1 protein-coding gene is annotated in these 313 nt (G+C 65.8%); it reads right to left on the bottom strand.

What is annotated here, in order from left to right:
* Nucleotide 1: 1 nt before the first annotated feature.
* The coding region (locus KGA66_RS29540; protein ID WP_211472950.1) for a cellulose binding domain-containing protein at nucleotides 2-313 on the bottom strand (312 nt) is incomplete at its 5' end.

The following is a 313-nucleotide window of genomic DNA, read 5'->3' as shown; positions in this document are numbered from 1 at the left end:
GTCAGCTGCAGGCGTTTCCGTTGAGGGTGAAGGCGCTGGGGCTGGTGTCGTTGCCGGCCCAGGTGCCCTGGAAGCCGAACTGCACGTTGCCGCCGGGCGCGATGGCCGGGTTGTAGCTCATGTTCGTCGCGGTGACCGCCGACCCGGACTGGGTCACGTTCGCGTTCCACGCGTTGGTGACCTTCTGGTCACCCGGGAAACTCCAGGTCACCGTCCAGCCGTTCACCGTCGAGGTACCCGTGTTGGTCACCGTCACGTTCGCGGTGAACCCACCGCCCCACTCGTTCTTCACGTACGAGACCTGACACGTCCC

The organism is Actinocrinis puniceicyclus, assembly GCF_018283645.1.
Taxonomy (GTDB): domain Bacteria; phylum Actinomycetota; class Actinomycetes; order Streptomycetales; family Catenulisporaceae; genus Actinocrinis; species Actinocrinis puniceicyclus.
The sequence above is the reverse complement of the archived record's forward strand: the minus strand, read 5'-3'. Positions and strand labels throughout refer to the sequence as shown.